Here is a 17,711-nt window from a genome sequence, read left to right as displayed (position 1 = left end):
CTACACTTAGCAGGCCAGTCTGTTACTGGCCACCGCGCGCGGGGCGTTTTCAGCATTTTTAATATCTCTCAGTTCAATATAAATTTTCCGCTGTTAATAATGAGACCCTGGCTGCACTCTTGCTTTCGCAGCCTTCTTCACTTCTGACTCCAAGCTGTTTATCAAATAACTCAGATCATGCTTCGAGATACGCTTCGGTCTGGATATACGTACTGGGTCATTAATTCGCATCTTTGTTTCATTCGAAAGTGCGCGATCTAGGCAAGTAGAAAACTCAATTTCATCATCAAATATCGCTTCTACTTTTCGTGCCTCATCGTGAATCAAAATCGCCCTTAGAGGACAGCTCTTAATGGCTTTTAACAAACCATCATCAAGCGTGGTTACAACAGGAATCATGAACTGATTACCCTTCCTTTCTGTCATCAGTGTTTCACAATGTCGAAACATATAAAGATCCCACGCAAGCGCAGAAATCCTGTTAGTCGAATCCGCGTTTGGGTTCCGCAACGCGGGCTCGTCAAAGATGGGCATTCTAGCCTGCTTATCAGCGAATCCGCTCAGAGCCTTCCAGCCAAAGTAAATCTCCTTCAAGGGCATGGCGTCAAAATTATCAAGACAGAAATCCACTAGGCAGCGAATACCATCATCTACGCTTCGACCATTCCAGCACTCCAGCAGCGCACGTAACATTATCGATTGCATCATATCTCGTCGTTGGATGCAGGCCCATACTTCCCGATTGGTCAGAAATGAATCCCACATTTCCTCAGCTGCGGATATGTAATCTTGAATCTGCTCAGCGTGCCCCTTTAGCACCCTTTCCCTGACCTCAGGGACATGCATCATGGCATCAAACATCTTCGCAGCCGCAACTTTCTGGTACGGCCATGGGTTATTAGGCTTTACCACTTCACGTAGGTTTTCCAACGATGCAAACATCCAATCGAAACCGCGTCCGCCCTGATCGCCAATAAACTGTAGGGTGGCCCGCACCTTTTCGCGGTGCTTCGAATTCTCATGACGGAAAAAGCCTGGTAATTCGGTAAGAAAATTTGTATCCAGTAATGAGAAGAATGGAAACTCCAACGGCGCACGACCGCTGCTCATTTGCTTCTCGATAGCATCGGAAAATGCAAAAATTCCCTTTCCAGCAAATAGAGGAACCACGGGCACATTTGGATTATCTGACCGGCCCAAACCTTGCAATGGAACCCCTCCCTCATCGCTCGCGAACAACACACGAATGCCCGAGAACGCTTCACGATCAGAAGCGACGATGTCTAAGAGGGAGTCACCTGGTGAGCGACAGAGGATGGCAGTTTTTACGCGTAGCATCTTTTTCATTTCAAAATGCAAATCGAGTTTGTTTACCATCGTGTTGTGCCCTCTTGAAGATATGCTGGTGCGGTTGTCGCGCGGAAAAGTAAGAGAAATCGGTGGATTGCTGCCACATATCTGGACTAATTGCGTAAACCCATGCCCACTCGCTTTCGTCGAGGGCAGCGCGAGTCTCAGAGCAAACATCGGACAAAGACGCTGCACCTAAAAACCAAAAGTGATTCAGGACCGCATCCTGCTGGTCTATGCCAAGCGATAGGACAGGCTAAGTGCAAACGGGTAGTCAAGTCGATACAGGTATCCGTGTACCGCGCTGAAGCCGCTGCTGAATCCTCAACAGGAATCCGGCTTCAAAGGCGTCTTGGCAGTCACCGACAGGAAAGGTTTTGCGCGCTTGCACCAGCTCCCACCACAGTGGGATCTCGCCGGGAGTATCGAGCCAAGCCTGGGCGCATTGCACGCCACGCTCGATCATCGGGGCAAATTCGTTGCCCCAAGGTGTCAGAAGACTCGGACAACCATCCGCCGCAGGAATTGAAACGTAATTTTCGTTCATAGACACCTTAGCTTTCGATTATTTATTAATGCTGGGTCTGTTCAAGCAGCATAGAAACAAAGCCATCACTTGGCTTGAGGATCAAAAAAGCGCCCAATCAGACCAATGTAGACTATATCCCGTGGATTGAGAGTCCCTCAAGGCGCAGTTTGCGCGCATGACTCAAGACTACGAACAGCTCCGTCTGCAACTAGCGGAAAATATCCGCTCGATGCGACGCGTGAAGAATCTCACCCAGGAGCAATTGGCGCTCATGGCCGAGGTGGATCGTACCTACGTGAGTCAAATCGAACGAGGGGTAGGCAACCCATCGTTATTGGTCCTCTGCAAACTCGCCAACATTTTCGAAATCAAAACGGATCAGTTGCTCATCGAGTCTGACGCGCTTGCTCGTACGCTGAGCGCTGAATGACTATCTGCTGATCTAGAAGGTCGCTGTAAACCGACTATCCTGCGTTCGGCTTTCTCACTGACACCCCTCTTTCGATCATTGAACCTGTCCAGGCCATACGCCCAGAGCCTGGATCATGTCTGCTGCCTGCCCGCATATTTCGCCCCAGAAGTTACATCCTTTGGTGCTGAGCATTCTGCTGGCATCCGGGTCGAGCGTGGCGCTGGATACCGGCAGCATTACCGCCTCCGTACTTTCTCCAGACTGCCTCGAGTACAAAGTCGTCGGCATCTGCTTCTGGTTACTCTGTACCCCCTTCGGCTGCACGGTTAAAACCTCGACCAAGGTTCGTCATTTCATTCCTGAACTGGTGGTCTCGAGCTATGCCACCACCGGTGCCAATCCTTGGACCGAGATGGCCGCACTCTCCTCTCCCATCAGCGGTGCGGAAGGTGGTGGTAACCTGATCACGCCGAACACGCAACGCGACAACCTGCCTCGTTTCAAAAACGTTGATGGCATCGGCCATCCCGGTGGCTGGGCCGCCACGCAACTTGCCTCGCAATCCGGCTACGCCTGCGCCAGCGGCGCCACTGCGTTCATGCCCTATTACCTGAGCACTTTGGACTCACTGGCCTGGCGTCATGGCATCCCGGAAAGCCTCTACCCCGAGTCGCTTGTGCCTGGGATCCGTGAAATCGGTCGTCAGCTCGCGGGAAACATGTGGGGCAACGTCTATCCCCGGCAAGGATTTTTGGTGCAACCCGACGATTTCAAAGCCGCTGCGGTGATGGCGCAGCGGGCGGGTGATGTCATTACCCGCAACTGGCAACCGCACGTGTATGTCCCGCTCACACCCGTACCACGCGAGGGTTATTGGCCGCCTGGCCCAATCGTTGAAAACGACGCTTCGACCCACAAATGGCAATTGCTCTCCCCCGTGGTTCAACCCACATGTGCCATCTTCCCCAGCGATTCGGTGCAGAGCGCGGATGGCGGCTACGCCTGGTCGCTGTGGCGTCCCTATAGCTGCTGCAAGCGTGAAGGACAGACCTTTTTGTTCAGCATCGACTTCGAAGGCGGTGCTTCATGAGCCTGCTTCTCACACGATCCTCGTTCGACGCGATGAGTCTGTTGCTCTGTGGACTGCTCGCAGTGGCCACTTATGCTCATGCAGTCGAGGACGATTACCGCCTAGGCACTCAAGGTGAAGTGCTCGACGATCGGGTGATGTACACCATTGGTGGCGGCTCGGCAGCGGGCTCGCCGAGCTCGCTCTATCGCCCCAACGGACTCGGTGTCGGCGGGTCCTGGCAGGCGAACATGATGTGCGGAAACATGAGCCTCACCAACACCTTGCAAAACCAGTTGAACGGCGTCACCGAAGGGTTCCAGCAGATCATGGGCAGCATTATGCAGAACGCGACCCAAGCGGTGATGTCGCTGCCTGCGTTGATCATCCAGCGCGCCAACCCCGGGCTTTATGAGTTGTTGAGTAACGGGGTGATGCAAGGGCGCATCGACTTCGACCGTTCCAAACTGACCTGCCAGGCCATGGCCGAGAAGATGGCTGACAAGGTCGGCCAAGCCGGCTGGGGCGCATTGGCCAAGAACCAGGAGATGCAGGGCAACCTCGAACAAACCGGCGGTGATGCGGTGGCCGCGGTGAAAAACACCGAGGCCCATAACGGCAATAATGGGGTGTCATGGGTCGGCGGGCAGAAGGCTGGAGGTAGTGGACAAACACCCATCCGGGCAACCTCCGATGTGGTGCGCGCGGGCTACAACCTGCTGCATAACCGGTCCGTGGATGACAGCGCCTCGATCAGCAGCAGTGATTGCCTGGGCGGCGCTATTTGCCAAACATGGACTTCACCCCAAGAGGAATCCGAATGGGCCGTTCGTGTGTTGGGCGAGAGCGAAGTCGCGACCTGCGACACCTGCGAGACTCTGCGGGCTACCGCTGGCAGCGGACTGACGCCGATGATCCAGGAGGCCTACAGTGAACACCTCAAGACCCTGCAAGGATTACTGTCCGGCTCTCTGCCGCCTACTCCTGACAATCTGAGCAAAGCCTCCAGCCCGATGCTGCCGGTGACCCGGAGTGTGATCGAAGCCCTGCGCGACGATCCTGATCAGGAACTCCTGGCGCGGCGCCTGGCCAGTGAGACGGCTCTATCCAGCGTGCTCGACAAAGCGCTCCTGCTATTGCGCACTCTGCTGGCAGGCAGCCACGAACCTAACATCGCTTCCGCCGAACCGGCCCAAACGGCCTTGACGAAAAACATCGACACTCTGGAACGCGAAATCCGCCTGCTGCAGACCGAACTGCAGGTTCGGCAGATGCTGGCCACCAACACCGCCAGCCTGGTGCTCGATCGGCATGCCGGAGGCGCCGATGCTTCGCGTACCGTCGAGCAAGGCGACCCTGAGCCGGGCCGACTCAATGATGCTGACGCCAGGCGTAAGTGAGCCATGAAACGCTCACCGCTATTCACTCTGCTTTCAGGTCTGGGGATCACCGCGGGGATGATCATGACCGCCGCACTGATCGCCTGGATCGGCTGCACTGCGCTGGGCAGTTTCGGGGTCTGGCAGCAAGCCTTGGAATCCCTACAACCTCATCTGCGGTGGTGGCGCGCCCTGCTCTATGGCGGCTTCTTTGCGCTCTGGTGGGATCTGCTTCGACGCTACCGACATCGACCACAGGATCTGCTATGCGCGAAACGCATCGGGGTATTTGGATTCGTGCTCTTTATCTGCGTCGAACTCACCCGACAGTGAGGCCACCATCATGCTCATGAGCACTAACAGCTACCTAGAGTTTTACCTTTCCCTACTGGCCTGGATCATCAACAACGGTATCTGGAGTGTACTGTCCGACACCGGACTGTTCGCCGCACCCTTCGGCGCGATCATCTTGCAAGAGTGGTTGTCGGCCCGTCAGCAAGGCGCGGATGAAGGCAATAAGGGACTATTGTCGGTACCGCGGATCGAAAACCGGTTGTGGCTGGCCTACATCATCGTGTTATTTGGCTGCGCCCCGGTCTTTCCGTTGAGCCTCGCCTCAATGGCGTTCGATGATGCGGCGAGCCAGCGCTGCGGTGTCAGTGTGGCCAAGCCAGCGGAAACGGCCTGGGGGACCACCTTCAACACCATCGGCGAACGCTCCGCCAACGTACCGATCTGGTGGTTTCTGGTGCACGCCTTGAGCAAAGGGGTAACCGCGGCGGCCACCGCCTCCATCCCCTGCGCACCGGATATCCGACAGATGCGCATGGAGATCGACAGCTCGCGCATCGACAGCCAGGTACTGCTGCAGGAGGTCGCCGATTTCACACGCGACTGCTACGGCTATTCCCGTTCTCGGCTGTTCACCAACCGCCCGCAGTTAGAAAAAGCACAAAGTCACGACGCATCCTGGATCGGCTCAAGCTATTTTCTCGACACGCCCGGCTACTACGACACCGATCGCTCACGTACACCGCGAGTCAACTGGCCGTATGACGAAAGCCGCGATGTTTCCTTGCCGCGGCTGGAGAATGGCGCGGGCTACCCCACCTGCAAGCAGTGGTGGAGCGACAGTGGTGTCGGGCTACGCGAGCGCTTGATTGAGCAGGTCGATCCTTCGCTGCTGACTCAGCTCAAAGGTTGGTTGACTGGGCGTTCGAGCAACGAGATCGAAGATGCCACCCTGCGCGAGCTGGTCAGCCCGCGCCAGCAATCGATGTCCATGTCGCCCGGACAGGTGTACCAGGACTATGGCTCCAGTGCTCGCGGTGGGTCGATCAATCAGGGGCTCAATAACCTGGCGACCAACACTGGGCTGGCCCTCGGCTCCTTTAGCAACTTCCCGGCGATGAATGCGCTACGCGCCGCCCTGCCCATGGTGCAGGCTTTCCTGATCATGGGCGTCATCATCAGCTTGCCGCTGATCCTGCTGGTCAGTACCTACCAGCTAAAGACCGTCATGACGGTGACGTTCGCGCTGTTCACGCTGCACATGCTGACCTTCTGGTGGGAGCTGGCCCGTTGGGTCGACTCCAGCATGCTCGATACCTTGTACAACCAGGTGTCAGCATCCAATCAGGTGCTGTTGTCCCTACCCACATCCGGTTTTATGGACGGAACCGTCACGGCGCAGGTGATTGAGTATGTGATGGGGGCGATGTTCATCGTACTGCCGATGCTGTTCCTTGGAGCCATGAGCTGGACGGGATATGCAGTAGGAAACGGGATTCAAGGCATGTTGGCCAATGGCAGCAAAGCCGCAAGTGATTCAGCAAGCAAAGGTACGGATCAAATAATGGGGGCTGCTAAGCGCTCAGTTAGATGACTTGCTGTCGCCGATATAGTGCCCGTTGTCGTCGAAGTCACCGATATAGAGGTCGGCACCGAGATAGTCTGGCCCTGTTTCCGGTTCTTTAAGATCCCCATCGATGGCTGCCTTGGACAACAGGAGACCAATCACAGCAATCATCGTTACAACAGAAGCTACCAACCAGAAACCGATAAAGAGCAACCCAAGGATAAGTGCCAGCTTCGTAACCAGAAAGCCCCCACGAACCAATAGCCCACCCGCAGGTATACCTGCCGTCACCGCACGTTTAGCTACGCGGGATTCAAACCCTTTCAACTTGCGATAACCACGTTTTGCGAACATACCGCATGCATATGCCCAGCGGTGTGTGCGAGAGATTTGAACTGGCTGCTGAGCCGGCATGATTGCGCCCTCTTCTGAGCGTATTCCTGTGGAAATCGAGATTACAGCCTACTACTGAAAACCGCCCATGCTTAACCGTTTATCAGCTTGTTCGGTCGAAAACTCTTCACTGGAAGACAGAAGACGCACCTCGTACAACAGCGCCTCTAAGGCCGTTGACCCATCCCAATCATCCAGCTACATAGAGAATACGGATCGCTGTTATCGACAGCAACTTCCCAGGTAGCCAGAGCCTTTAAAGCTACGTCACTCCGGTGATGGTTCCCCCAAGTGCGATTAGCGTTCGGTGGCTCGCACGATCATCGTTTACGATGATGAACGCCTACTGCTCTTCCGAGCGCCTTTCGAGCTCAGCTCGTCCCAAACCCTCTTGTTTTTCTTCAACCCACCGCGGGGAAATTCTTTCCCCTATGGGACAGGTTTCTTCGCTCTCAACGGAGGTACACCATGTCCGACTCACTCACATCCAAAACACTGGATAGCCTGCGCTTGCCCGTTGTGTTTACTCCAGACGCGTGGCAACGCGCAGTACTGCTCGACGGTTCAAATCATTCTCAAAAGCTGCAGCTCGATCAGCTGAGCAATGTGGTACGCGCAGCCTTCAAAGCTCACCTAGCCGATCCAAACGCACCCTACGTGGTGTTCGAGATAGCCAAGTTCGGCTCAGTGAGTGATGCCGAACATGAACCATTGCTGCGACTGAGCCTCAGCCTACTTCAGGCATCAGACCAGCCTAACGCCTTACTAATAGCGCTTGCTGAAGAGCAGGAACGCTGAACGCAAACGGCCATACACGGCCACTGATCCAACTCAGGCTATACGCAGTCCTGCACCAATCCAATCAACACCCACCGGGGAACCCTCCCCGACGGGAAAGGCGTTCCTCCGTTTTCTCCGAGGAAAATGCCATGCGTAATATCTATCAAGACGTGACTGACAAAATTGTTGCCGCGTTAGACCAAGGCGTAGCGCCCTGGATCAAGCCCTGGTCCTCAAGTGGCTCAACTGACGTCGGTCATCACCAACCCTATCCCATCAACGCCGTCACGCAGCGTCCCTATTCGGGCATCAATTTACCGTTGCTCTGGGCCGAGGCTAGGTTGCAGGGGTTCACTCAAGATCGCTGGCTGACCTTCAATCAAGCCAAAAAGGCCGGCGGGCACATCCGTAAGGGTGAGCACAGTGCCCTAGCGGTGCTCTACAAGCCGATGGAGCGCGAGGAACAGACCGAGTCAGGCCAACCGGTCCTCGATGAGAACGGTCAACCCAAGGTCGCTCACTTTGGCATTCTCAGGACGCATTTTCTGTTCAACATCGAGCAAACGGAGGGGCTAGAAACGTTCAACGAAACCTTGCTCGATACGGACCCGACCGATCCCTTCCTGGCCAACAGTGCTGCGGAAAATCTGCTGTTAAGTTCAGGCGCACACATCGTTCATCGATCTGCCGACGAAGCCTTTTACCACCCGATCAGGGATCTCATCCAACTGCCGACAAAAGCGCAATTTCACGATGAAGGTGGGTACTACGCCACCGCACTTCACGAGCTGACACACTGGACCGGGCATCACTCTCGGTTGCAGCGCGAAGGCGTGACGTCACCCTGTTCGTTCGGCTCGCCAAGCTACGCGTTTGAGGAGTTGATCGCCGAAATGGGCGCTGCGTTCTTATGTGCCTACACCGGTATACAGGGAGAGCTGCGGCACGAGGGTTACATCGACTCCTGGCTCAGCCTGCTCAAGGCTGACAAACGCGCGATCTTCCGCGCCAGTGGCCAGGCCCGAAGCGCCTCGGAGTATGTACTCAACCTGGAGCAGCAACTGAAGCAAGCGGTCTTGGATGACTCACTGTGCATGAACGATGGAGCTTGATCGTTACCTCACCGCTGCAAACGCTTCACAGGGCCCAACGCGAGTTGAGCCCTTTTTTTTGTTTCCAGAAAACAGACGGAATCATACGGCGGGCCCTCACGCAAAGAACAAGAGAGGGGCGCACACCCGCAGCATGCCGTTATGTATCCAGGTTCTGCGCCAGAAAATCCACCAGCTCGAGCGGACTCCGGCTGTCGATCACCTTGTAGATCAGATCGCGTTTACTGCGCGGCAACTTCTTGACCACGCTCCTCGCCGAGGCCCTGACGGCTTCGTCGGTCCCATGGATACGTGCCGCGAGCAGCAGCACGAGCGTGGCGTCAGTGAGGTTCATGGCAAGACCCAAAAAATAGGCACCGCAGTGTACCGACTCTTGTCTTTTCCATACCAGCCCCCCAACAAACTGACGTGTAGCAGTATCGATAATCCGATTGCCGCACAAAGGGGCACGAGCCAAAAGGACGGGTAAGGGTTGGAAAGGAATGGGGAGTCAAGGGTAAGAGCGCTATCCGAAAAGGCTAAAAGGCTACTGACCCAGCCACTTCCCGGAGGTCACGATGCTCAATCTGTTTCGTTACAAAAGGCAGAAGCCCACTCCGCCACCGACCATGAGCGTCGCCGAAGGTTACCTGCCCATCGAGTCGGCCCAGAGCTTGTTAGCCGCGGAGCATCGCCGCCAGCTGCTTGATCGCATCTGGCAATACACCGCCCTCTCCCACGCCCAATTCACCCAGTTCTACTTAAATCCGATCCATCGCTACGCCGAACAGGTCCAGCAACTCCCGGCCAGTGAGACACACCACCATGCGTATCTCGGCGGCATGCTCGACCATGGCCTTGAGCTGGTCGCTTGCAGTTTGAAACTGCGTCAGTCGTATCTGCTGCCCACCGGCGCCGCGCCCGAAGACCAAGCCGCCCAGACCGATGCCTGGTCGGCTGGCATCGCCTATGGCGCCCTGCTGCATGACATCGGCAAGATCGCCGTGGACCTGCTGGTCGAACGCCAGGATGGCCGTCTTTGGCATCCTTGGCACGGCCCCCTGGATCAACCCTACCGTTTTCGCTATATCAAAGGTCGCGACTACCATCTGCATGGCGCCGCCGCAGGTTTGCTCTATATCCAGATTCTCGACCGCCCGATCCTCGACTGGCTCAGTGGATTTCCTTCGCTGTGGGCCAGCTTGCTGTATGTCCTGGCGGGTCAGTACGAGCGCGCAGGTGTGCTGGGCGAATTGGTCATTCAAGCCGACCGTGTTTCCACCGCGCAGAACATCGGGGGCAACCCGAATAAGGCGCTGCAGGCCCCTATTCACTCTCTGCAACATCACTTGATCAGCGGACTGCGTCATCTGGTTCAACACGAACTGAAACTTAACCAGCCGGGTGCCGCGGGTTGGTTGACTCAAGACGCCCTCTGGCTGGTCAGCAAGACGGTCACGGACAAGCTGCGAGCCTTTCTGCTGTCACAATCGATTGACGGCATTCCCTCATCCAACACTGCGGTGTTCGACGAACTGCAATCGCATGGATTGGTCGAGTCCACACCGGAAGGCAAAGCCATCTGGACTGCGCTAGTGGCACAGGGATACTGGCGGCAGAGCTTTACCTTTCTGCGCCTGCAACCGGCGTTGATCTGGGGGAACGAAGATCGGCCTGAGGCTTTCAGCGGAACGGTGAGCGTGGCAGTCGATGACCACCCGACTGACGCTCCTGCATCAGCACCGGCACCCAAGGAAGTCAGTACCGGAACACGTCAAAGCGAATCTCAACCAGATACATTGGCCATGATGGAGAATGCCGATTACCTCGGGAGGCTGCTGGATATGTTCGAGTTAGAGGAGCCCGAGATCCGTGATGCACCGCCAGCAACTGCTCTCGAAGTCTCAACCCCCCTATCGGACAACCCTGCTCAGGCTTTCATGAACTGGGTCAGGGAAGGCATCCAGAGCCACAAGCTGATCATGAATGACAGCAAAGCGAAAATCCACACGGTGAGTGGCAGCGTATTACTGGTCACACCTGGCCTCTTCCAACGCTACGCGCAGGAATTTCCTGGTATCTCTCAGGGGGCCGATCAAGAGATAGAAGAATGGCGTTGGGTGCAGAAGCAGTTCGAGAAACTGAAGGTCCACAGGAAGCGAGACGATGGCTTGAACATATGGATCTGTCGGGTCGAAGGTCCTCGGAAGAAAGCAAAACTCAAAGGTTATCTACTAGAAAACCCGGCACTGTTGTTCGAGACTGTACCTGCCGACAATCCTTTCCTTAAAGTGGAAAAAGCATAAACTTCCGTAGCATCCCAAAAGAGCTCAACACGCAGAATCGACGCTGGGGGGCACCCGCGACTGAACCGCTCTCTTGCAGCCCCTCAGCGGCTCATAGTGTTCAATGGTGGATTGGATGCAGTGAGCACCGAAAACCCCGCCCTGCCTAACCTTTCCGCTCCACTCGGACTGTATTCGTCTGGGACGATTGGGGCAGCAGCGCCTGCATAGCGTGCGACCTCAAGTTGGAAAACATCTGAGCGGTTGAAACCAGCTTGCTACGTGAAGACTGTTGTTTCGCAAGATTCCCAGCAGCTCGGATGAAGTCCCGCCACTACCTGTAAACACGTCACAAATCGACGCAACAAACTCCGCGATAACGCGCAGACCCTCTTATTGAAACAACTACTACCCCCCGATTGGCAACGATCCAGTGGGTTGTCAAGGTAACGCGTTTTCATTTGAAGCTGAGTTGATATGATCACTCGTGGGTCGTCACACTGTCCCCGCAGTGCGCCCGCGCACTCCAGACCACCGAATTGCTTTACGTCATGGATTGAACAACGTCCGTCATTCACGGACAGTACGGATAGTTGAGAGGCATAATGACAGAGTCATCCAACACCATGACCTCAGGAGAGGGCGAACGCAACGCGCAACGCGGATTCGTTCAACAGTATCAATCCGGCGCAGCAGCCATCTATGCCGCGTTAGATAAAGACCAGTTGAATTGGGTTGGCCTAGCTGACCGTAGCGCAGGTATTGCTGACGATCTCGTACTAGGTCTTCCGGGAAAGGCAGTCGGTCACCAATTCAAAACCTCCACGTTCCCCAAAGCTTTTCAGATTGAAGCCCTGCTGCTTGGCGCAGAAGGCATGTTGCTGAAGCTGGTGACCGCATGGACAAGTCTGCGCCAATCTCATGGTGAGGCCTTGACAGAAGTTCGCTTCGTTACCAACGACATACCCACCACCAATGATCACCTGCTAAGCGACAAGGACGACCACAGCGCTGCTTTCTTGCGAGAGTTCGAGCTTTACCACAGCCGCACCCTATCCGAATGGCAAGCCACCCGCTGGCAGCCCTTCATTGACAAGCTTGCGGCGGCGTCCAAACTCCCTGAAGCAGATTTCGAGACGTTCCTACATGCAATCCATTTTCTAACGGGATCAGCCGCTGACTTCAGCTTGCGCCATCGCCTGTCGTCAGAGTCGTTAAAGTTAGTCCAACAAATTGCCTCAAAGCTCCCCGACTTGGTCGCTGATCGACGCAATAAGGATCGTTGGAGTCGCGCCGAACTGCTTGCAGAACTTGGCTGGAAGGATCGCTTCATTGTGCACCGCCCCCACCAATTCCCTATTGGCGAGCACGTTCAGCGAAATCGCAAAACCGAACAACAACTTCTGGAAAGCATTGACCGCCTGGACCACGGATACCTGGCCCTTGTCGGCCCTCCAGGAGCTGGTAAGTCCACCCTACTCCAATCGGCGCTCAGTGGCGGGCCGACGCTGCAGCTGGTGCGATACCTTGCCTACATGCCTGGCGAAGGCCAAGGCATTGGCCGCGCCGAAGCCGATGACTTCCTCGATGATCTCAACACTCAACTCAGGCAAAGTGGCTTGACGGGACGCTTGGCCCGCAACAACACCCTTCAAGAGCGGCAGCTAGAGCTTGAGCAACTGCTACGCCAAGCTGGAGATCGTTATCGTGATGAATACATCCGCACACTAATCATCGTCGATGGATTGGATCACATCCCCCGAGAAGAGCACCCTGCTCGCTCACTGCTAGCAGAGCTGCCACTCCCAGAGGCGCTGCCAGCGGGCGTATTGATCCTGCTCGGAACCCAGCGACTGGAACTGACTAGCCTGAAGCATCAGGTTCGGGAACAAGCTTCTCAGGCGGATCGTAATATTCAGATCGCACCGCTTTCACCAGAAGCCGTTAGCGAGATGGCACTGAAGCTAGGTTTGGACGAAGCTGTGCCTCGACCTAGCATCTACGAGCTTTGCCAGGGACACCCTCTAGTAGCACGGTACTTGATAGAAGCTCTGCGTCAAGCAGACGAATCTCGTCAGATAGCACTGTTGAACGGGGCCTTCAGTTTTGAAGGCGACATCGAGCGCGTCTACAAGGCGGCATGGCGCGAAATTTCCGATGATGCAGACGCGAGAAAGGTCATCGATTTTATTGCACGCGCTGAAGGTCCAATCTCACCCGAATTGCTGGCAATGGCCACGTCAGAACACGCTGTAGAAACGGCATTGAGATCGACGAGCCATCTGCTTAGCCGGACCACTCACGGCTGGAGTGTGTTCCACAACAGCTTCCGCCTGTTTGTACTGGAACAGCCCAAACTTCGCTTTGGGAAACTCGACCCAGACTATGCACCATCCATCTATCGGAAGCTGGCGGAGCTCACTCGCTTTGCAGAATCCGATAACCCGCAGCGCTGGCTCGAATTGAGGTACCTGGCACGCGCCGAGCGACACCAGGACGTGCTCAGGCTGGCACAGCCGCCCCGATTCAGGCATCAACTGGCAGATTCACGCCCAACGACTGAGATCCAAGGTGACATTCGCCTGGCATTGATTTGCGCCAAGTACAAACCAGATGCATCTGCGGTCTTTCGTCTGCTGCTCGCACGAGATGAAATGGAACGCCGCTCCTCAGCAATTGAGTACGCTCCTGCGATTGTCGATGCGTTGCTGGCGCTAGGCGATATTGATGCGGTCCGAACGATGGCAGAGGGGAAAATCGGCGACCACTACAAGGCTATTGATGCGCTTCTTGTAGCGGACGAAATCGATAGTGCAAAGGCGCTATTCAATGAAATTGACCCCTTCTCCAAGGACTCACAGTCGTCCCCTATTCACTCAGAATTGGAAGAGTGGGCACAGCGGGTCTTCCACTTTCGGGACGCGGAACAGATAGAGACGTGTTTGGCGAAGTTGACCGCCACCGAGGGCGGACACGGGTTGGACATTGAGGACATCACCGCGCTTCGCTGCAACATTGCACGTTCGGCCATGCTCGCTGATCCTGATAGCGACCCATCGCTCACGGCAAGGCAGCTTGGTGTCAGTGACTCTGAACTGCCCTACCTGTTGATAGAAGCCGGTCTACGCGCATACGATCGTCGAGAACTTGATAGAGCACACACATTTGTCGATGTGGCGCATACCCATCCAAGCTTCCCAGGCATTGCCAGTGGTATACGCAGGCAATTGGCGACCCTCGCACTACGCCTCGGTAACGAAACAATAGCCGCCACGATTTTTGAGCGCCTGGAAACGCCATCCATCTCATTAATGGATGACGCAATCGGTGAGCATAATGCGGAAAACATCACCCATGCAGTCATACAGCACGCGGCACTCGCGGCAGCACTCAGGCTACCCATTGCCAATACCGCTAAGTCGAAGAGTACTGTACTGAAACCATTGCAGCACCATGCCAACACGATTGGCATGCTGCTGGGTCGAGCACGTGCAGGTCATGACGTCGTGTTAGGCGAAGTCGTTCAGGCGACTCAAGCCCTGCTTGGCTTCCTCGACAATGCTCGCGCGGCGAGTTCTAGTGAACTCTATGCGACCCATCAACTGAGTAACATTGATCCGATCTTGAGCCGGATGATGATACGGATCGCCTCAATGTGTGGCGAGCAAGAATTCAAAGCTGTAGTGCAACTGTTTGACTCGTCATTTGCCAAAAGAAAGGGGACCACCAGGCTGAACATTCCTTCACGCAGAGCGGCGATTGAAGAGATTTTTCACAGCAATGGCGATATGCAAGTAGCCTTCGATCGACTGGAAGACCTTTTGGGTGAGATCCACGGAAACACTCCTGAAGAACACATCGATCTGATGGCAAGCCTGGCAAAACTTTTCGCTGAGATGGGCAATACCGAACGCGCCCGCGAATTGTTGAAACAGCTGCATACCAACACACTTGGCTACGCCCTGCCGGCCAAAAAAGATCCACAATACTCTTTGTGGGGGGATCTTTTAGAATGCGCCAATCAACAGAATCCTGATGGTCGCGCGCAACGCGTTGTCTTTATGCTAGAACAGCTTGCCGGCATGAACCTAACAGAGGGCCGTGATGCAGCCCACCGACTGGCATCCAGAGTGCTGACAGAGGCGGTGTTGTGCGATCCTGCATTCGGGTACCGCGCCGCCAAAGTGCTCACCTCAGAGGGACTTTTGAGCTGGGATCGCGCCATCAATGCGCTGATGATCGGAGTAGTCCGACGAAATCCAGAATTAGCCGCGTCATGCGCGGTCACGTGGAGATCACTTGCCCTTCCTTTCTACAGCGAACCGTACTACCGGGAGGATCAAACCGGCGAGTTCGTTAGCCAAGTCGTTGCCATTGCTTCAGAGACAGACCTTTCCACTGTTGCTGAAACCCTGCTGGATGGCATCGAGATTCACAGCACGAGCGCAGCACGAGTCAAGTTGCTTCAGCGCCTCGTCGCGGCGCTAACGCAAAGGGGGGTCAACAACGGGCGTGCCAATGATGCACTGCGTCGCTGGCAGGCTGAAACACCTACACACCCTGATAGGGGCACGCCAGGAAAGTACGATGACATTGGCTCATTGAGGCTTCTTGATGAGGAGCTTAGCCGTGATGAAGCTCCGAGCTACGATTCCGCCCGCGCATTCTCACGCCTCTTGGATACCGCAACACTGGAAGAAGCAGTTTCCATTTTTGAACGCTGGCCCCCCATCCAACGGGACAGCCATGCTCGCTTCTCACTGATCGAACGAGCACTTGCCAAAGATGATAAGACACTGGCCAGGCGTCTGGTGAATGATAGCCAGGGCCACGACGATGGACGCCCTGGCTGGAGCTATTGGAGAGGCGCAGCTAAGCTAAAGTACTTTCAAGCACGCATTGTGCTGGATGGGCCAAAGGTGCATGAAGAAGCCTACTTGGACTTGCTGGATGAGCTCATTGCTGCACCGGGCAGCACGTCACCCATTCTGTTTGACACAAAGGATGTACTTTCAACCATCTGCGCGACGCCAGATTGGACCGCGATATGGGAGCAACTTGCCGAACAACTTGCAACAACCAGAGAGCATTCGCTCGCTAGACTCGAGCTGCCGGCGCAGGCCCCTGAATCTGATGAGGCTCTGATTGCTGCACTTTTTCAATGGGCTTTTTCTCTTTCTGCCATCGAGCTGACAAGACTTGCCCGTTCTGGTGCTCTGCAGCTATCTACGGCAACTCAAGGCAGGACAGCATTTTATTTGCTGGTAGATGCCCTATTGGACGGCCACGCGGATGAGCCCGCGGAGGCGCTTCAGCTACTTCTGCGTGACACACATACAGCTGCGACGGATTGGGTCGAGCGGATTTCGCCGCTGGTAAGCGATCCGGACTACGTAGTAGCTGTCTTTGCAGGTTGTCTTCTGGATCGTTGGGGACGCGCCTGGACTATGACACTACAAGAGCTACCATTTTTCTATCGTTTGCAGATGCCTGCTAGCACGGATGAGCTCGGGCCCTCGTTTTTGACCGATCCATCGTCCGGCGCTATGCGTGTGAATGACCCCCTTGGATGGACCGCCGCACTCACCTCTCAAGTTGCCGACCTAGCCCGAACCGGCATATCAACTGAGACCATACGCCATCGCTGCTACTCCCTGATTGAATTATGGGGTGGGTTGGACGCATTCGGTCAATCCGAGACAGCGCGTTCGCAATCAGAGCTGTCCCAACTCGATTTGAAGATCACTTTTAGCAAACCACATGCACTCGCAGCGCTCAGAGCGCTTCGTCATGTAGCAGGAGAGCTTCGCCTGGCAGGACTAGTTGGGGCATCTGATGTCCCTCAATTGCTCTATGGAATGAACTATCAAGCCGACGCACCACCGCTCATTGGTCCGACGGTACGACCAGATTTCATGCCACGTCCTGCCGCACACCCAGACGCAGGATGGCATTCGGGGCAGATGCAGTGGCTGGATGAGACTGAACTCGATCTTTCGCCACTGATGGATAACGGCGACTCCGTCATTGCCGAGATATCCCATTTTTACTGCCGTCTTGTCAGACGCAACCTTGAAATGACAAGGGCAAGAGCGCCGTTCTTTTCCGACAAGGAACGCAGGGCGAGTACGGGCTACTCACTTCCCGGCGCCCTGTGGATTGAAGGAGTGTGGGCGCCTGAGGAGCCATCTCCGACTATTGTCCGGAGGGTGTCGATCAGCCACATAACTAGTTATCCAGAGCATTTCTTGGTGCTGTGCCCTGAGTGGCTGCAGCATCTGGAGTGGCAATATGATCCAGACAATTGGATGCACTATATCGATCAGACCGGCGAATGCGTTGCCAAACTAATCTGGTGGCGTGATGGCGCCCAGTTGGATGTTGATAGAGATCAATTCTGGGGCGAAGGAGTCGCGCTCGTCGTTACACCGAATGGTCGTAAAATTCTAGAAGATGTTGCTGGCCCTCTTGATATCTGGGTACACGTTCGTCGCTCAGTAGACGGTGATAAATCCGCCGAAAGCTACCTGAGCCGAGTCGAGCGATAACCTCATGACTGGAATAG

Annotated in this window: 13 protein-coding genes; 9 read left to right on the top strand and 4 right to left on the bottom strand. The window is 55.4% G+C overall.

Going from position 1 to position 17,711, the window contains the following annotated elements; all coding sequences use genetic code 11:
• Positions 1–93 precede the first annotated feature (93 nt).
• Positions 94–1,377 (bottom strand): hypothetical protein, encoded by a 1,284-nt coding sequence (locus PspCFBP13509_RS08565; protein WP_137211837.1) that lies wholly within the window; start codon positions 1,375–1,377, stop codon positions 94–96.
• Between the two features lie 247 nt (positions 1,378–1,624).
• On the bottom strand, positions 1,625–1,897 hold the full coding sequence (locus tag PspCFBP13509_RS08560; RefSeq protein WP_137211836.1) for a LasR-specific antiactivator QslA: 273 nt from the start codon (positions 1,895–1,897) through the stop codon (positions 1,625–1,627).
• Positions 1,898–2,054: 157 nt separating this feature from the next.
• Here PspCFBP13509_RS08560 and PspCFBP13509_RS08555 point away from each other — a divergent pair, with 157 nt between their 5' ends.
• The 5 genes from PspCFBP13509_RS08555 (at position 2,055) to PspCFBP13509_RS08535 (ending at position 6,624) form a co-directional block, all read left to right on the top strand.
• The gene (locus tag PspCFBP13509_RS08555) at positions 2,055–2,309 is read left to right on the top strand and encodes a helix-turn-helix domain-containing protein (protein ID WP_046062023.1); all 255 of its coding nucleotides are present in this window, start codon (positions 2,055–2,057) and stop codon (positions 2,307–2,309) included.
• Positions 2,310–2,424: 115 nt separating this feature from the next.
• Positions 2,425–3,381: a TIGR03756 family integrating conjugative element protein gene (locus tag PspCFBP13509_RS08550; RefSeq protein WP_096480581.1), complete on the top strand. Its 957-nt coding sequence runs from the start codon at positions 2,425–2,427 to the stop codon at positions 3,379–3,381.
• Complete coding sequence (locus PspCFBP13509_RS08545; protein ID WP_370467908.1) at positions 3,378–4,760, top strand: integrating conjugative element protein; 1,383 nt, start codon at positions 3,378–3,380, stop codon at positions 4,758–4,760. The genes PspCFBP13509_RS08550 and PspCFBP13509_RS08545 overlap by 4 nt, the downstream gene beginning before the upstream one ends.
• 3 nt (positions 4,761–4,763) lie before the next feature.
• The gene (locus PspCFBP13509_RS08540) at positions 4,764–5,072 is read left to right on the top strand and encodes a hypothetical protein (protein ID WP_137211835.1); all 309 of its coding nucleotides are present in this window, start codon (positions 4,764–4,766) and stop codon (positions 5,070–5,072) included.
• Positions 5,073–5,082: 10 nt separating this feature from the next.
• Entirely contained in the window at positions 5,083–6,624 is a 1,542-nt protein-coding gene (locus tag PspCFBP13509_RS08535) for a conjugal transfer protein TraG N-terminal domain-containing protein (RefSeq protein WP_137211833.1), read from the top strand.
• Here the strand turns inward: PspCFBP13509_RS08535 and PspCFBP13509_RS08530 are convergent.
• Positions 6,613–7,011: a DUF3742 family protein gene (locus PspCFBP13509_RS08530; protein ID WP_137211832.1), complete on the bottom strand. Its 399-nt coding sequence runs from the start codon at positions 7,009–7,011 to the stop codon at positions 6,613–6,615. The genes PspCFBP13509_RS08535 and PspCFBP13509_RS08530 overlap by 12 nt on opposite strands.
• A 447-nt stretch (positions 7,012–7,458) precedes the next feature.
• Between PspCFBP13509_RS08530 and PspCFBP13509_RS08525 the strand changes: the two genes are divergently transcribed.
• The gene (locus PspCFBP13509_RS08525) at positions 7,459–7,788 is read left to right on the top strand and encodes a hypothetical protein (protein WP_137211830.1); all 330 of its coding nucleotides are present in this window, start codon (positions 7,459–7,461) and stop codon (positions 7,786–7,788) included.
• Between the two features lie 131 nt (positions 7,789–7,919).
• Positions 7,920–8,882, top strand: coding sequence for an ArdC family protein (locus tag PspCFBP13509_RS08520; RefSeq protein ID WP_137211829.1), 963 nt, complete (start codon positions 7,920–7,922; stop codon positions 8,880–8,882).
• 139 nt (positions 8,883–9,021) lie between these two features.
• Here PspCFBP13509_RS08520 and PspCFBP13509_RS08515 read toward each other — a convergent pair whose 3' ends face one another.
• Positions 9,022–9,216 (bottom strand): DUF7740 domain-containing protein, encoded by a 195-nt coding sequence (locus tag PspCFBP13509_RS08515; RefSeq protein WP_137211827.1) that lies wholly within the window; start codon positions 9,214–9,216, stop codon positions 9,022–9,024.
• A gap of 223 nt (positions 9,217–9,439) precedes the next feature.
• On the opposite strand from PspCFBP13509_RS08515, the gene mobH reads away from it, so the two are divergent.
• Both mobH and PspCFBP13509_RS08505 read left to right on the top strand, forming a co-directional pair.
• Positions 9,440–11,167 (top strand): MobH family relaxase, encoded by a 1,728-nt coding sequence (gene mobH, locus PspCFBP13509_RS08510; RefSeq protein WP_137211826.1) that lies wholly within the window; start codon positions 9,440–9,442, stop codon positions 11,165–11,167.
• A 584-nt stretch (positions 11,168–11,751) separates the two neighbouring features.
• Positions 11,752–17,694 (top strand): AAA family ATPase, encoded by a 5,943-nt coding sequence (locus tag PspCFBP13509_RS08505; protein WP_137211825.1) that lies wholly within the window; start codon positions 11,752–11,754, stop codon positions 17,692–17,694.
• The last annotated feature ends 17 nt before the right edge of the window (positions 17,695–17,711 follow it).

This window comes from Pseudomonas sp. CFBP13509, from assembly GCF_005233485.1.
Lineage (GTDB): Bacteria > Pseudomonadota > Gammaproteobacteria > Pseudomonadales > Pseudomonadaceae > Aquipseudomonas > Aquipseudomonas marginalis.
Note: the sequence above shows the minus strand (reverse complement) of the source record. Positions and strands in the feature narration are given on the sequence as shown.

Coding starts and splice junctions, on each gene's coding strand:
- PspCFBP13509_RS08565 (WP_137211837.1), bottom strand. CDS start 1,377: ATGGTAAACAAACTCGATTTGCATTTTGAAATGAAAAAGATGCTACGC.
- PspCFBP13509_RS08540 (WP_137211835.1), top strand. CDS start 4,764: ATGAAACGCTCACCGCTATTCACTCTGCTTTCAGGTCTGGGGATCACC.
- PspCFBP13509_RS08505 (WP_137211825.1), top strand. CDS start 11,752: ATGACAGAGTCATCCAACACCATGACCTCAGGAGAGGGCGAACGCAAC.
- PspCFBP13509_RS08550 (WP_096480581.1), top strand. CDS start 2,425: ATGTCTGCTGCCTGCCCGCATATTTCGCCCCAGAAGTTACATCCTTTG.
- mobH (WP_137211826.1), top strand. CDS start 9,440: ATGCTCAATCTGTTTCGTTACAAAAGGCAGAAGCCCACTCCGCCACCG.
- PspCFBP13509_RS08525 (WP_137211830.1), top strand. CDS start 7,459: ATGTCCGACTCACTCACATCCAAAACACTGGATAGCCTGCGCTTGCCC.
- PspCFBP13509_RS08530 (WP_137211832.1), bottom strand. CDS start 7,011: ATGCCGGCTCAGCAGCCAGTTCAAATCTCTCGCACACACCGCTGGGCA.
- PspCFBP13509_RS08520 (WP_137211829.1), top strand. CDS start 7,920: ATGCGTAATATCTATCAAGACGTGACTGACAAAATTGTTGCCGCGTTA.
- PspCFBP13509_RS08555 (WP_046062023.1), top strand. CDS start 2,055: ATGACTCAAGACTACGAACAGCTCCGTCTGCAACTAGCGGAAAATATC.
- PspCFBP13509_RS08535 (WP_137211833.1), top strand. CDS start 5,083: ATGCTCATGAGCACTAACAGCTACCTAGAGTTTTACCTTTCCCTACTG.
- PspCFBP13509_RS08545 (WP_370467908.1), top strand. CDS start 3,378: ATGAGCCTGCTTCTCACACGATCCTCGTTCGACGCGATGAGTCTGTTG.
- PspCFBP13509_RS08560 (WP_137211836.1), bottom strand. CDS start 1,897: ATGAACGAAAATTACGTTTCAATTCCTGCGGCGGATGGTTGTCCGAGT.
- PspCFBP13509_RS08515 (WP_137211827.1), bottom strand. CDS start 9,216: ATGAACCTCACTGACGCCACGCTCGTGCTGCTGCTCGCGGCACGTATC.